9 protein-coding genes and 1 CRISPR repeat array (1 of these 10 cut by a window edge) are annotated in these 14,053 nt (G+C 46.4%); of the genes, 5 read left to right on the top strand and 4 right to left on the bottom strand.

Annotated elements, in window-relative coordinates; all coding sequences use genetic code 11:
- A CRISPR array of direct repeats spans positions 1-3,228; the repeat unit is 37 nt; unit sequence GCCGGAAAACCCATAAAACCCTATCAGGGATTGAAAC; it reaches 1,463 nt to the left of the window's first position.
- A 276-nt stretch (positions 3,229-3,504) separates the two neighbouring features.
- Entirely contained in the window at positions 3,505-4,200 is a 696-nt protein-coding gene (locus QUB56_RS09545; protein ID WP_332954912.1) for a CsgG/HfaB family protein, read from the top strand.
- A 250-nt stretch (positions 4,201-4,450) separates the two neighbouring features.
- On the opposite strand, the gene QUB56_RS09540 is transcribed toward QUB56_RS09545, so the two are convergent.
- Both QUB56_RS09540 and QUB56_RS09535 read right to left on the bottom strand, forming a co-directional pair.
- Positions 4,451-5,164, bottom strand: a complete 714-nt coding sequence (locus QUB56_RS09540; protein ID WP_332954911.1) for a glycosyltransferase family 25 protein — start codon at positions 5,162-5,164, stop codon at positions 4,451-4,453.
- 172 nt (positions 5,165-5,336) lie between these two features.
- Positions 5,337-7,649 carry a protein phosphatase 2C domain-containing protein gene (locus QUB56_RS09535; protein WP_332954910.1) on the bottom strand — a complete coding sequence of 771 codons (2,313 nt, stop codon included), beginning with the start codon at positions 7,647-7,649 and terminating at the stop codon, positions 5,337-5,339.
- Positions 7,650-8,345: 696 nt separating this feature from the next.
- Between QUB56_RS09535 and QUB56_RS09530 the strand changes: the two genes are divergently transcribed.
- A complete protein-coding gene (locus QUB56_RS09530) occupies positions 8,346-8,657 on the top strand; it encodes a hypothetical protein (protein WP_332954909.1) in 312 nt (103 codons plus the stop codon).
- A gap of 281 nt (positions 8,658-8,938) precedes the next feature.
- Here the strand turns inward: QUB56_RS09530 and QUB56_RS09525 are convergent, their stop codons facing one another.
- Positions 8,939-9,283, bottom strand: coding sequence for an NAD(P)H-quinone oxidoreductase subunit M (locus tag QUB56_RS09525; RefSeq protein ID WP_332954908.1), 345 nt, complete (start codon positions 9,281-9,283; stop codon positions 8,939-8,941).
- A gap of 223 nt (positions 9,284-9,506) precedes the next feature.
- On the opposite strand from QUB56_RS09525, the gene QUB56_RS09520 reads away from it, so the two are divergent.
- Positions 9,507-10,709: an AAA family ATPase gene (locus QUB56_RS09520; RefSeq protein ID WP_332954907.1), complete on the top strand. Its 1,203-nt coding sequence runs from the start codon at positions 9,507-9,509 to the stop codon at positions 10,707-10,709.
- A complete protein-coding gene (locus QUB56_RS09515; protein WP_332954906.1) occupies positions 10,703-11,335 on the top strand; it encodes a DUF4276 family protein in 633 nt (210 codons plus the stop codon). Before QUB56_RS09520 ends, QUB56_RS09515 begins: the two co-directional genes overlap by 7 nt.
- 157 nt (positions 11,336-11,492) lie before the next feature.
- On the opposite strand, the gene QUB56_RS09510 is transcribed toward QUB56_RS09515, so the two are convergent.
- Positions 11,493-13,067 carry a TerD family protein gene (locus tag QUB56_RS09510; protein ID WP_332954905.1) on the bottom strand — a complete coding sequence of 525 codons (1,575 nt, stop codon included), beginning with the start codon at positions 13,065-13,067 and terminating at the stop codon, positions 11,493-11,495.
- A gap of 25 nt (positions 13,068-13,092) precedes the next feature.
- Between QUB56_RS09510 and QUB56_RS09505 the strand changes: the two genes are divergently transcribed.
- Positions 13,093-13,893 (top strand): ion transporter, encoded by an 801-nt coding sequence (locus tag QUB56_RS09505; RefSeq protein ID WP_332954904.1) that lies wholly within the window; start codon positions 13,093-13,095, stop codon positions 13,891-13,893.
- The last annotated feature ends 160 nt before the right edge of the window (positions 13,894-14,053 follow it).

Below are 14,053 nucleotides of genomic sequence, written 5' to 3'. Positions count from 1 at the left end.
CCCTATCAGGGATTGAAACCTCAGGATAGATCAGCTCAGAAAGCGGATGGGTGGCAAGGCCGGAAAACCCATAAAACCCTATCAGGGATTGAAACAGAGATAACAGCGACAGACCCCTACGCATTAACTGGCCGGAAAACCCATAAAACCCTATCAGGGATTGAAACGATGGTAGCTCGCATAGTGGCTGTGTGTATGCCCGCAGCCGGAAAACCCATAAAACCCTATCAGGGATTGAAACAATACGTATGAAGCCATTGAAGAAAAAATGCGCTGGTGCCGGAAAACCCATAAAACCCTATCAGGGATTGAAACGGCATAAACCACAAGCGGAATGCGGGTGCTTTCGAGCCGGAAAACCCATAAAACCCTATCAGGGATTGAAACGTATTGGTTTGGATCTCGAATTCCTTTTGCAAAGAGCCGGAAAACCCATAAAACCCTATCAGGGATTGAAACACGCCGACGCCTTTTACTCCCGAAGCTTACGCCCTGCTGCCGGAAAACCCATAAAACCCTATCAGGGATTGAAACACAACCGCCTCGCCAGAATTGCGTCTAGAGGCGATCGCACGCCGGAAAACCCATAAAACCCTATCAGGGATTGAAACTTAGCCTCTCAGTATTCCCAAAAAAATATTTTATTGCCGGAAAACCCATAAAACCCTATCAGGGATTGAAACCAAGCTGCTCCTTCTCCTGAAGTTCAGGCAGTTGTTACGCCGGAAAACCCATAAAACCCTATCAGGGATTGAAACTTTTATCGATCGAAGCGGGGAGATATTATTCATAACGCCGGAAAACCCATAAAACCCTATCAGGGATTGAAACTAAAACAAAGTCAGACTCAAAAATCTGCAAACACTGCCGGAAAACCCATAAAACCCTATCAGGGATTGAAACATTTCGGCAAACATTTCTCGCTCAGGACTAATCAGTGCCGGAAAACCCATAAAACCCTATCAGGGATTGAAACCGCTGCACTACTGAACAAGTTAAGCTTTATTCGGTCGCGCCGGAAAACCCATAAAACCCTATCAGGGATTGAAACTCGTGAAAGAACATCACTTCGCGCACACCGGGGAGCCGGAAAACCCATAAAACCCTATCAGGGATTGAAACATCTTCCGTAGATCCGAATTGTCAACAGTTAGCTGCCGGAAAACCCATAAAACCCTATCAGGGATTGAAACAACAGGCAAAATGTAAGGCATTTGCACCTGTTGAAAGAGCCGGAAAACCCATAAAACCCTATCAGGGATTGAAACTTCTCAGTAATTCCCCCGGCCTGCCGCCCACAGCAAGGCCGGAAAACCCATAAAACCCTATCAGGGATTGAAACAAAATATCAATCAGACATTCTGCAAGCCGTGCAACAGGCCGGAAAACCCATAAAACCCTATCAGGGATTGAAACGTAGGATTCACCCCGCCGCTGATTAAAGCCGCCGTGCCGGAAAACCCATAAAACCCTATCAGGGATTGAAACAAGACGCGAAAACGGGATCTAGAAGTGGATTATGGCCGGAAAACCCATAAAACCCTATCAGGGATTGAAACTTGAGAGATGCCCAAATGTAAGTTATATGAGCCATCTAGCCGGAAAACCCATAAAACCCTATCAGGGATTGAAACGCAAGTCTATTTCATGAGTACAAATGAGGAGAATATGGCCGGAAAACCCATAAAACCCTATCAGGGATTGAAACTTCTAGTAGATTGTTTCTTTCTACTACATCAGATGCCGGAAAACCCATAAAACCCTATCAGGGATTGAAACTAGGGACTCAAACTGTATCATTTGGATAGTTAAGCCGGAAAACCCATAAAACCCTATCAGGGATTGAAACACGCTGCATAGTAACTTCAAACGATCGTAAATAAGCCGGAAAACCCATAAAACCCTATCAGGGATTGAAACATCGGAGGACAAACATATCCGGCTGATAGTTGGCTGCGCCGGAAAACCCATAAAACCCTATCAGGGATTGAAACCGTGCTCCCCCTTGTTGCGGGTTCCGGTGTACCCGCCGGAAAACCCATAAAACCCTATCAGGGATTGAAACTAAATTTGAACCAAAAACAAAAACACGATCGCGTTCTGCCGGAAAACCCATAAAACCCTATCAGGGATTGAAACACAGTAGGTGTTGACCAGACGGTATCTCCAAGCCGGAAAACCCATAAAACCCTATCAGGGATTGAAACTAAGCCAGTCTTGGTAAATTAATGTGAAAAATTGAGGCCGGAAAACCCATAAAACCCTATCAGGGATTGAAACTCAGCAGTCAACATTGATCGATATGCCAGCTTGAGCCGGAAAACCCATAAAACCCTATCAGGGATTGAAACAGCTTGGTAAACGACCAATGGCGGGATTTGAATGCCGGAAAACCCATAAAACCCTATCAGGGATTGAAACGGGCGATCGACTGGGGCACGCGCACAGTTACTGGGCCGGAAAACCCATAAAACCCTATCAGGGATTGAAACAAAGCAGACGGCCACTGCTTCTATAAAATTGGGCCGGAAAACCCATAAAACCCTATCAGGGATTGAAACCAAGATTTTGAGGATGACCACCCAGTATACGGCACGGGCCGGAAAACCCATAAAACCCTATCAGGGATTGAAACACGGGCAGGCGGTAGCTAACTACGGTCACTTTGGCCGGAAAACCCATAAAACCCTATCAGGGATTGAAACTCTGTCAGGGGTAATGGTTCGGGTTGTAGTTCTATGCCGGAAAACCCATAAAACCCTATCAGGGATTGAAACATGTCGAAACTCGGTGCGCCTATCAACCAATTAACAGTGCCGGAAAACCCATAAAACCCTATCAGGGATTGAAACTTTGCCGACTTGGTGCTAGACGGGGAGCGGTAGCTTAAAGCCGGAAAACCCATAAAACCCTATCAGGGATTGAAACATGGTAGCAGTAGAGCGACCAGACCGTATCAGGTCTTCCAGGGCCGGAAAACCCATAAAACCCTATCAGGGATTGAAACCAAGTTCAAGAACAACATGGTGAAGCATAAGATACCAGCCGGAAAACCCATAAAACCCTATCAGGGATTAAAACGACCACGGGCTCCACGGTAAGAAGGCAGTCAACCTGAGCCGGAAAACCCATAAAACCCTATCAGGGATTGAAACCTACTCCATAGATAGGGTGGGTGCTAGCGTGTACCAGCCGGAAAACCCATAAAACCCTATCAGGGATTGAAACCTGTATCGCAGAGGCCACCCTCGATGCCCTATCCGCCGGAAAACCCATATTTCCCTATCTAGGGCTTGAAATCTCGATCGAACTCTTCACCTCTTTCTCTGGGTCAAGAGCCTACTCTGCGGTTAATTAACAAAAATTAAGCCTTTTGAAAGTAAAAAAACACCAAAACCCGATCGCCCATTCCCACATTCCAACTCCCTCGCCCCCCAACGCTGACATCGGGCTGTTCCGTAAAGTATCCTAGAGTCGGCACAAAACAACTGTGAGGAAAGGTTTATGAAAACAACCACCATATCTCGCTTAACCAGCATTTCCCTCGCTACCCTAATGCTAGCGGGCGTTTCAGTAAGTGCGATTGCCACCCCAGCCACCACCCAACCCGCAAGCCAACTCGCCCAAGCGACTGCCAAAAAGCGCCTAGTCGTAATGGATTTCGACTACGGCACCACCAACAGCTATTACACTTCCTACAGAGGAGTCGGTGCCGCCAAAGGCATCAGCGAACTGCTAATCAACGAACTCGTCAACAATGGCACTTATACAGTAGTCGATCGTAGCAAACTCGAACAACTGCTCAAACAGCAAAATCGCAGCAGTACGATTGATGCCGGCAGCGCAGCAGAAATTGGCAAGCAGTTAGGAGTTGACGCCGTGCTCATAGGCACCATTACCAAGTTTAATATTGACAAACAATCAGGTGGCGGCAGTTTCCTGGGAATCGGCGCAGGTTCGGAAAAAACCAAAGCTACCGTTCAAATAGACGTGCGGTTAATCGGTACAGCTTCAGGAGATATTCTTGCTACCGCCAAAGCAGTAGGAGAAGCCGATCAAAGCGATTCTAATATTTCGGTCAGGGGAATCAGTAGCAATTCCGGCAGCAACAATGAGGATACACTTTTGAGCGCAGCAGTTGACAAAGCCGTATCACAAATGGTGACTAAACTTGCAGAGATATCTAAGAAATTAGGTTAGCAATCAGGCATCATATCAAATATGCTGATACCAAATCCGGCTTAAATATTCCCTCGATCTCGCTTGTCTGTCCGAGCCTACGTCGTATCGCGTAAACTCCGGCAGACTTTATTTGTATAGTTTGAGGCCAAAAGGTTTCAACCGCCTCCTTCATAAAGGGCGTAATAAACCCGGATTTGGTATTAATTATTTTCCGGGCGATTGTCCTAACAGATTTGATATAAGCGAAGGATTTTAAACTCGAATTCAATTAACTAGAAAGCCAACGCTTCAGCCTGGTTTTGCTGGTTCTTGCTGCACCTGCCAATTGCGTGAACCCAGGTACACGGTTCCACCAATTAGGACTGATGTCACTACGGGAAGTCCTTTGCCACCCCAGGTTTGGAGAAGCAATCAAGGTGACAACATCGGGATTTTGATGTCGGAAAGTAGAATAAGCTCCGTCGAGGTGCATCGGGCCGCCGTCGGGATGTCCCGGAGGTCGGTGTTGCAGTTCTTCCAGAAAGCCCAGGAGGCGATCGAAAATCCTGCCATTTACACCGTAAAAATGAGTGGTCATCACCCCCTTAGAAAAGGGCACGACGGCGAAAGGAGACTTTTGTTCAACCTCTTCGACGTGTCCGAAGTAGACGAAATCCCAATCTTGCTGACGCAGTTGTTCGACGATAACAGCTTGGTCTGTTATGAACTTTGCTGAAATTTCTAGGTCGTCTTCTACAATCAAAATATTGCTCAACCCCTCCTGTTTTGCCTGCTTGAGGATAGCTACATGACTGGAAAAGCATCCCCTCGCCCCAATGCTGGGGAAACCTCCCGCTTCGTCGGGGCGGATTGCGGGAAATATCTCAACCTTATGGGGCGTGAGGGGCATTCCTGCTTCCTCTAATTCCTTGACTATGAGTTGCCGTCGGTCTTTCCTTTCAGGGAGATTTACCGCATAAACTCCCTGAAAATAGTCTGTCATTTTCGTCATATTTTGAGCTGGAATCAAGAAGTTGATGAATCTGCGGCTTGAGCGGACTCAAATTTTATTTGAGCTCTGTGTCTGCCTATAAACTATTCTATTTTTAGCAAGCTGCATCTTCCATTTTCCTAAACTTACTCAAATTACCTCGGTCGGAGCTACCATTAACAGTTTAATTAGCATTGGGATTTGAGTCAGAAGCAACGCATTTACCCTGTTGAGTTCGGTTGAAGACTAGGTTAGACACTACTTTAGAAACGACCGCTTGTTCTTGAATCCATCCGATTTCCCCCGCTTGCAGCTTGGCGATTTCTACTTCACCTGTTGGCTTAACTACCGGGGAAGGCGAGGGAGTGGGAGTTGCCACAGCAGGAGATGGATTCAGTGCGGATTTGGAAACTGTAGAAAAATCTTTATTTGACTCGCGTTTGCGAGAGTTGGATGGCACAATTTCAGGAATCGAACAAACTTTCAATTCCAGCCAATTGCCTTGAGGCGTAAGCTGTTTGTTTGTCACCTGCAAAACGCTGCCGGCAGGGACTGTTCCTTTGACAGTCAACTCACCGATTGCGACTCGCAAATCCAAGCTCTCGCCCTCTTTTCCCAATTCCCCACCCGCAGAACTTTTAATCTCTATAAACGAGCCTGTTTCTAAAGATTGTATCGGAGAAGGTACAGATTCAACTCTTTTCTGCGGCGTGCTTCTAGCCTTAATTAAACCGCGTTTCCCGAAAATCGACTCCCCGGCAGTATCGATCGCCCGACCCACCGGAGGAATGAAAAAATAAGAAAATACACCTCCCAAACCTAACAAAAATACAATTTTCAGCAGCAGCGAAAATGAACTTTTGGTTTTGTCCGGCAGTACCAACTGCGTTTTCCCTTCAGAATTACCATTGCCAAGGATTGTGGGATCTGTCAAATCCGTTGGCAAATCGTCGGTGTCGGTAATTGGTTCCGGAGGCGTATCTAAAGGTGCGATCGACAATTCGGTAGTATTGCCTTCGTCCCTCAGATGTGCCTGACAGTGAATTAAAGCGACAGTGACATTATCGTGACCGTTTCTAGTATTAGCAATCTCAATCAGTCGATCGCGCGCTGCTGCAACACCAATACTGCCATCAAGAATGGGCAAAATCTCCGTTTCCCAACATTCCTCAACCCGGTCTTTATCGCTCAAACCGTCGGAGCACAGCAGCAAAACGCAGTCCTCATCCACCGGTAAACGTTGCACAGTCGGGTGCAGAGTGTTGGACGAAGTAATGCCCAAAGCTTGAATCAGAGCCCCGGCGGCCACTTGTTCCAAAGCATCCCGGTAGAGCGAGTAGCCCAAACGCACCTCGCGGCAAGCTACATCGTCGTCGAGAGTAACTTGATAGCAGCCTGTGCGGGTAATCCAGTAAGCCCGACTGTCTCCGACGTGGGCGACGTAGAGTTCGTGAATGTGGGCTAAAGCCATAACTAGGGTAGTTCCCATCCGCTGGCGGCCTTGGCGGTGTTCGCTGTCGTTGCGACCGGCTATCTTGTCGTTAGCAGCACAAGCGGCCCGTTCCAGCTTGGAAGTCAGGCTCAGCGGGTCCCAATTAGCCTGATGCAGGGGCATTTTGTCCAACTTGTCCCGCAGCACAGCAATCGCTTCGGCCGAAGCGATTTCGCCGCCGTCTTGTCCGCCGATACCGTCGCAGACGATCGCGCAAGCCGACGAGCCCGGGCTTCCCGAGAACACCGTACCGCTGGGCGGATAGCAAGCATCTTCGTTGTGAGCCCGCGCTCTGCCTACATCGGTACCCGTGGCAATCTCAACATGACGATCGTAAAATCGGCCGCACTTTGCCAGAGCTTTATCCAACTGACCCATCAGTTGTTCGCCGTTGCGCACTTGATTGGCCACCATTTGCTGGCAAAGTTGCCTCAAAAAATTGGCGATAGCTGGGTGGGCATCTTCGAGCCACTGCTGCCACAATTTGCCCAACTGCGACAAATTAGGCGGTTTGCGATCGGGCTGGAATTCCAGAAACCGCACCAATTGCCCTTCCACCCGCTGCAGTTCCGGAGTCAGCAGCGTGGAAGCCACGCCCTGAGCGATAAACGGCTGCCACAACTGGGAAATTTGCCACAGCCAATTGAGCTGGCGCATCGCTGTGGCTCCTTTCCAGGAGTCCGCCAATTCCGGCATTAAAGATTCCGTCACCTTCAAAATCGGCCCGTTTTCCAGCAGCCAGATATCTCCCGAGAGCTTGCTCCTCTGCGACGATACCAGCCCGTATACTTGAGGTACGTGCAACTGATAGGCAAATAGTCTCAGATAAGGAGTGACAACACTCGGAATCTCTTCGGGCATTTCCGGCAACTGTTCGGGTTGAGTATCGACAAGAAGTCGATCGCGCTTGACCAAGTAGCGACCAGCGATCAGATCGCCTGGCTTACACCCTTTGATCCCTTCACCTAAAGCCCATAAGTAGTGTTTTGCCACAGAGTTTTGCATAAGGGTTGCTGACGCCTTTGGGCCCAGTGCTGATCTGAACTATTTTAGCGCTTGAACCTCGACGGGTTGATACGTGGCGATTATTTTACACCCCCGCTTTCTCAACAAACGGCGATTCTTAAGACTTCGCAGTCCTAATATCCTGATTTTTCAGGTTCCTAGGCTCACTACGTTTGCACTGTTGTGTGCGTAGTGATATCTCCTGACAAGGTTTTAGGCGTGACTTTCCCCCTGTCCCGGGGTAGTTTTTAAAGTCTTGTACGGACACAAATAGTCTACCATTTGGTTGACCCGCCGATGAATCTTGCTATGAGCTTTCAGGGTTAGAGGATCGCGCGACGCCGAAGTCATCGGCTTGAAATCACGCTGTTTTCAGCATATTCCTGATAGTGGCCATTTCCGAAGAAATCGCCGCACTCAAGCAAATTGAGATTTTAGACTAACTATAATGGTATGATGAAGCTAGGTAGAAATCACCTGAGCCGACAGATATAAATAAATATCAATTCTCGATTTTCTCCCCAAGAGTGTTCCGTGCCTCGTGCCCGAGTTTCGCAAGTAAAGTTAAATTTAACCTTACCCAAAGACGAATACACGCTCCCAGATTCATCTGTGGAGTCCATCTAAAGTCTAAAATCTACAATCTACAATCTAGAATCGACTGACCGGCCTCTGCAAGCTGTTGAGTTTTTAACCATGCCCCTACATGAGTCAAGCGCCTTTCCCAATAATTTGCCCGATGCGAAGCTGCTGCCTGCACTTGAAATAGACGAAATACTCACTAGCGTTCAAAATTCTCACAGTTTTTCTTACAAACTGATAAATCTTGAGGTTTGGGCGCTGGTGGAAACCTTGGATGGGGTGTTTCCGGGCGCTTGGGGTCAGTTTATGAGCAACCGCCAACTTGCAGTTAAACAGTTTTTGGAGCGCGATCGCAATCCTACTAAGGGTGCGGTTGATGATGCTGGGGAGGCGGGGGAGGAGTCCGATGGCAGCCGTCAAGGGTGAAGAAGCCGGCACTCAGGAGTCAGGGAGTTCGGAGTTAGGAGTTAGAAACAAGCAGGAAGAAGAATAAAAACAGATTTTCCCCATCTGGACTTTTCGTTTGTATCGAAGTCTCTCCCGCCCTCAATCCCCCGGCGGGAGAGGAAACAGAACCCTCTGGTGGGGCCCCCTACTCTCCCACGTCCGGGGGAGTAGGGGGCCTGAATCAGGGGCGATCGAAACTCAGCTACAAGCGACATTTACGATCGGTTTCAATCTTAAGTTGAGATAAATGCCGATCGCCCTTACAGGTGAACTTTGGAATCTACTTGAGGCAATCCCATGCTGTAGTTGACAGCGCGGCCGTTGAGGTTGTAGCTGATTTGGCCTTTTTGGAGGAGCGATCGTACCAAGTGCTCCAACTCCGAACCGATGCGGCGGAGGTTGTACTCGGTCAAATCTTCGCCCTCGTAAGCGTCTACGAGTTGGTCGAATTTGGCATACACCTGTTTGACTGACTCGTCGTTCCAGTTAAGTTCGTTATCTGGGTCAATGTCGAGGGTCAAAAGGTCGTTGCTGGGGACGAGTTCGTTGTCTTCGAGGATGGCGGTGTATATGCGAATATGGCGGGTTGTTGACTTGAGCTGCATGAGTTCTTATGTGTAAAGATTTTTTGCTGAATTAATTGTAAGGGGTCAAAGGCCGTTGCAGGAGAGTCGGTCGCCTGTTGTGCGATCGATCGCGATATCTCACTCCCCCTCCGACTTCAAGGCCAAGACTTGGAATCGGTAGTTTTGAAACCTACTTAATTCAAGACTAAAAACGAAAGCTTTCGTAAAGTATAATAGTTCAGAATTGGCATAGGAGGACAAGGTGGAAGGCCAGAAATTTATTCACTCCCTGCAACTGCAAAACTTTCTTTCCTATGGAAGTGAAGGGGAAAAAATTGAACTGCAACCCCTGAATGTATTGATCGGTACTAACGCATCCGGCAAGTCTAACTTCATTGAAGCGATGGGAGTGTTGAAGGCAACACCTACAGACTTAGTTGCTCCGATTCGTCAAGGAGGTGGTATCAGCGATTTTCTGTGGAAAGGTGAAAAAGGTACTCCCACAGCAAAAATTGAGGCTATTTTAAATTACCCAGAACGAACGATGCCACTGCGCTATCAGATTAGTTTTACCGCAGTCGGTCAGAGACTTGAAGTAGTGGACGAAGCTATAGAAGATCTGGCACCGCGCCCTAGTTTTGAAAGCCAGCCATTTTTCTATTACCGTTATAGCGATCGGGGTCGCCCAGTTATCAATGTTACAGAGGACAACGAGCAGCAAAAAAGAAATCTGCGGAATCTGCGGCGAGAAGATATCCTTCCCGATCAATCTATCTTATCTCAAAGAAAAGATCCAGAACTATATCCCGAACTATCATATCTGGGAAATAAATTTGCAGACATTGGTTTATATCGTAACTGGCAGACAGGGAGAGATGCAATATTTAGAAAAGCTCAGCAAACTGACTTGCCAGAACATCCCCTCCTAGAAGATGGAGGCAACTTAGGACTGGTTTTAAATAACTTACAGTTACAATTAGGAAGTAGGCAGATTATTGAAAAATTACAATTGTTCTACGATGCAGCCGAAGAACTGAATATCAAGATTTATAGCGGTACGGTCCAGATATTTATCCGCGAAACAGGATTAAATAATCAGCCAATTCCCGCAACTCGTTTATCAGACGGTACGCTGCGTTATTTATTCTTAATAGCTTTACTTCTAGATCCAACTCCCCCGCCCCTTATTTGTATTGAAGAACCGGAGATTGGGTTGCATCCCGACATTCTGCCTGTTGTTGCTGAAATGTTGATCGAAGCCTCACAGCGCACACAATTGATTGTGACAACCCATTCCGATGCTTTAGTTTCGGCTCTGAGTCCTGAGTCAGTGTTAATATGCGATCGGGATGATAGAGGAAGTCACCTGAGGCGTCTCGATCCCGAACCACTGAAAAAATGGCTTGAGAATTACAGTTTGGGAGACCTTTGGCGGAGCGGAGAAATCGGGGGCAACCGATGGTAAATGAGGTTCGCATTTACATCGAAGGCGGCGGCGAGAGCCAGAATACAAAGGCAGCGCTCCGAAGAGGATTTAGCAGTTTTTTCAAAGAACTTGTGCAGGTTGCCAACAGCAAGAAAATCAAGTGGAATATCACTCTTTGCGGTTCCCGAAATAATGCTTTCAGGGATTTCAAGAATGCTTTGGAAGCTCACCCAAATGCTTTTATCATCCTTTTAGTTGACTCAGAAGCACCTGTAAAGCTAAAGCAGCGGCCTTGGGAGCATTTGAAGTCGAGGGATAACTGGGATTCGCCTGCTGGGGTTGATGAGACTCATTGCTATCTCATGGTTCAAGCGATGGAAGCTTGGTTCATCGCTGATATTGATACTTTAAAATTTTTTTACGGGCAGGGATTTAAAGAAAATGCGATTCCTAAAAATACGAATGTAGAGATGATTGAAAAGGATTTGTTAGAACGAAGTCTGGAAGCAGCTAGCCGCGACACAAAATCGAAAGGCGAATATAAAAAGATAAAGCACGCTTCCAAGCTGTTAGAAATCTTGGATGTTGACAAGGTTCGCAAGGCTTCTTCAGAGTGCGATCGTATTTTTACAACTCTCACCGAACTCATGGAACAAGGCAACTAGAACGGCTTACGGGCGAGGGTTCAGAAACCGGGTTTTTTCGCGAAAATATTTCGTTTTAGCCCGCAGATTCGGCAAAAAACCCGGTTTCTAAGAGTCGCAGTGCGTAAGTCCAGAAATATCAGGACTGAAGTCCTTACTACAAACATCGCACTTCGATTTATGCGTGTGTTGTCCCGTCTGGCATAATTGCGCCTGCGAGCTTTGCATTGTCCATATTTGCTCCAACCAAGTTAGCATCTTTCAGGTTAGCTTTTTCTAGGTTTGCATAACTCAAATTTGCTCCGCACAGGTTTGCTGAAGTTAAGTTTGCTCCACTCAAGTTAGCATTGTAAAAGCTAACTCCCGACAGGTTTAAGCCTGCCAAGTTTTGACTGCTCAGATTAGCTTGAACAAGACTAGATCCGATCAAGCTTACCGCTTTCAAATTTACGTTTGTCAGGTTTGCTCCATCAAGGTTTACTCCAACTAAACTTACCCCATTCAGCTTAACCCCACTTAGATTAGCATAAGATAGGCTAACTTTAGTTACTTTGGCTTGACTTAAATCTGCTCCTGTCAAATTAGCGCTATTTAAAATTGCCTGAGTTAGGTGGGCACTACTTAAATTGGCTGTAGTTAGGTTAGCAGTATTCAATTGTGTCTCGCTCAATTTTGCTTGACTTAAATTCGCTTGAATGAGTCTTGCATAATTCAAGTTAGCCTTAGTTAAGTTGGCGCCACTAAAGTTAGCTTGAATCAAATCAGCTTGTTGCAGATTTGTCGAGTTCAAATTTGCCCCTTGCAAATTAGCTCCAATCAAGTTTGCCCCTTGCAGGTTGGCATTACTCAAGTTGGCATTACTCAGGTTGGCTTGACTTAAACTAATGGGAGATGCCAGAATTTTTCCGCTCAAATCCACTCCTGCTAAGTTAACCCCTGTAAAATCTCGTTCTCCGTCTCTACACCGCCGCCAAAATTCCTCAGCAGTCAGCGCACTTTCCTGACTTTCTTCAACAGCACGATCGACATCCCCATCTACTTCCACATTATCCGCATTCACAGGATTAGCAACAGACTCTCCCGCCGCCTCTTCCCGCAATAACCGATCCACCCGATCGCTAAACCGCCTCACAACCTCAGCATCATCAACCTTCTCACCAGCATTCGAGCTTTTCTCAACCGCATTCTCAACATAATACTTATCTACAAAACTTTGCAACCCAGCATTATATCCCTGTCCTACCGCCTGAAACCTCCATTCGCCATTCTTCTTATACAACCGTCCAAACTCTAAAGCCGTCTCTTGGGAAAAAATCTGATTTAAATTGTAGCGAACCAATTCGCTAAGAGTTTCTCGGTTGTAAAGCCTGATAAAAGCATTTGTAACTTGACTAAAACTTTGATTTTTTTCCTGCCCCTCGTGAATAGTCACCACAAACACAATTTCCTGAATCGCCGAATTGATTTTACTCAAATCCACATAAACCGTCTCATCATCTCCGTCTATTTGCCCAGTCGCGCTGTCTCCTGAATGCCGCACCGCACCGTCCGGCGATGTCAGATTGTTGTAAAATACAAAATACTTTTCATCGGGAATCCGACCGTCCGCCGCTAACATAAAAACAGAAGCGTCAATGTCGCAGTTTTGCGCTGTCTGGCTGACTTGCCACCCCAGGGCGATCGCAATTTTACTGAAATCAGGAGTTTCTTTAGAAAGATTGAATCTTTCACCCTTAGTTAATTCGATACTCATGTGCGATAATTTCCTTACCTGAGAAATGGTATTAATTATCTTATCTATGTTAACCCGATCGCAAATTGGATTTTATCTCGAAGACATCGAAACCCCAATTGGCAGAACCGTCAATTTAACTATTACCGGACTCATTCTTTTATCTTCCGCCAGCTTCATCGCCGAAACTTACCCGCTTCCGGAAGCTGTTAGAATTAATTTTGAAACTCTCGATACAGCGCTTTTAATCGTTTTTGCAGTTGAGTATTTATTGCGCCTGTGGTGTGCCGAAAATCGAGTTAAATTTATTTTTAGTTTTTTTTCTATCATTGATTTACTGGCCATATTACCATTTTTTTTTGGATTTGTCAACGTCACTTTTATCAGAATTTTTCGCTGGTTTAGAATTCTCCGACTCATCCGCTTTCTGGAATTAAAAATTTCAGTTTTCCGCATCAGCAGCGACGATGGAGTGATTTTTGCTCGAATTTTGTTTACTTTGCTGGCAATAATTTTTGTTTATTCTGGTTTGATTTATCAAGTCGAACATCCGGCAAATCCCGAAGGTTTTGGGACTTTTTTAGATGCTGTTTATTTCTCCGTTGTCACGATGACTACGGTGGGATTTGGCGATGTTACTCCCATTTCGGAATCCGGCCGTTTTCTGACTATTTTGATGATTTTGACGGGAATTGCTCTGATTCCTTGGCAATTGGGGGACTTTATTAAACAATTAGTTAAAAGTACTCATCACGGAGAAGCTGTTTGTAAAAGTTGCGGTTGGTCTGTACACGATGCTAATGCTAGATTTTGTAAAATGTGCGGCACTCAATTAGATAATGGTTGACTGTTGACTGTTGACTGTTGACTGTTGACTGTTACAGCAGTTTTTAGGTAGGGACACAGCAATGCGGTGTCTTGTAGTTCATAACTGGAGTTTAGACTAAACAGCTATTAAACCGTGATCGTCAGTGTACTCAAGAACGGCAACGGTCGCTGGCGACAAG

The organism is Microcoleus sp. AR_TQ3_B6 (genome assembly GCF_036702785.1).
Lineage (GTDB): Bacteria > Cyanobacteriota > Cyanobacteriia > Cyanobacteriales > Microcoleaceae > Microcoleus.
The sequence above is the reverse complement of the archived record's forward strand: the minus strand, read 5'-3'. Positions and strand labels throughout refer to the sequence as shown.

Coding starts and splice junctions, on each gene's coding strand:
- QUB56_RS09545 (WP_332954912.1), top strand. CDS start 3,505: ATGAAAACAACCACCATATCTCGCTTAACCAGCATTTCCCTCGCTACC.
- QUB56_RS09540 (WP_332954911.1), bottom strand. CDS start 5,164: ATGACAGACTATTTTCAGGGAGTTTATGCGGTAAATCTCCCTGAAAGG.
- QUB56_RS09535 (WP_332954910.1), bottom strand. CDS start 7,649: ATGCAAAACTCTGTGGCAAAACACTACTTATGGGCTTTAGGTGAAGGG.
- QUB56_RS09530 (WP_332954909.1), top strand. CDS start 8,346: ATGCCCCTACATGAGTCAAGCGCCTTTCCCAATAATTTGCCCGATGCG.
- QUB56_RS09525 (WP_332954908.1), bottom strand. CDS start 9,283: ATGCAGCTCAAGTCAACAACCCGCCATATTCGCATATACACCGCCATC.
- QUB56_RS09515 (WP_332954906.1), top strand. CDS start 10,703: ATGGTAAATGAGGTTCGCATTTACATCGAAGGCGGCGGCGAGAGCCAG.
- QUB56_RS09510 (WP_332954905.1), bottom strand. CDS start 13,067: ATGAGTATCGAATTAACTAAGGGTGAAAGATTCAATCTTTCTAAAGAA.
- QUB56_RS09505 (WP_332954904.1), top strand. CDS start 13,093: ATGGTATTAATTATCTTATCTATGTTAACCCGATCGCAAATTGGATTT.